We start from the raw sequence: 219 nt of genomic DNA, 5'->3' as shown, positions 1-219 counted from the left end.
ATTAAATCCCAGGACTCGTGCAACTTTTGCAACCTTTCCCGCCAATCCTTGAATATTACCAAAGTCAATGTGTCGCGAAGACATTCCGTCAAAGGTGTTTGATAGCTTGTAGCCTAAATTTATGCATTGGCTAGGGGCTGAGGAAGTAAAAGCTGCTAATTCTCTATGTTTGCTAGAAGTGAGCCCTTCGTAATCGCCTGCGAAAATTATCGCTTTATA

The 219-nt window shown here is 42.0% G+C and carries 1 protein-coding gene; it reads right to left on the bottom strand.

Translation table 11 applies throughout. From position 1 onward, the window contains the following. On the bottom strand, positions 1–219 hold a 219-nt coding region (locus ACW9IR_RS30300; protein WP_457466300.1), incomplete at both ends, for a hypothetical protein.

The sequence above is a fragment of the Pseudomonas sp. SDT291_1_S447 genome (genome assembly GCF_054070155.1).
This window is presented reverse-complemented; position numbering and strand designations above follow the sequence as displayed.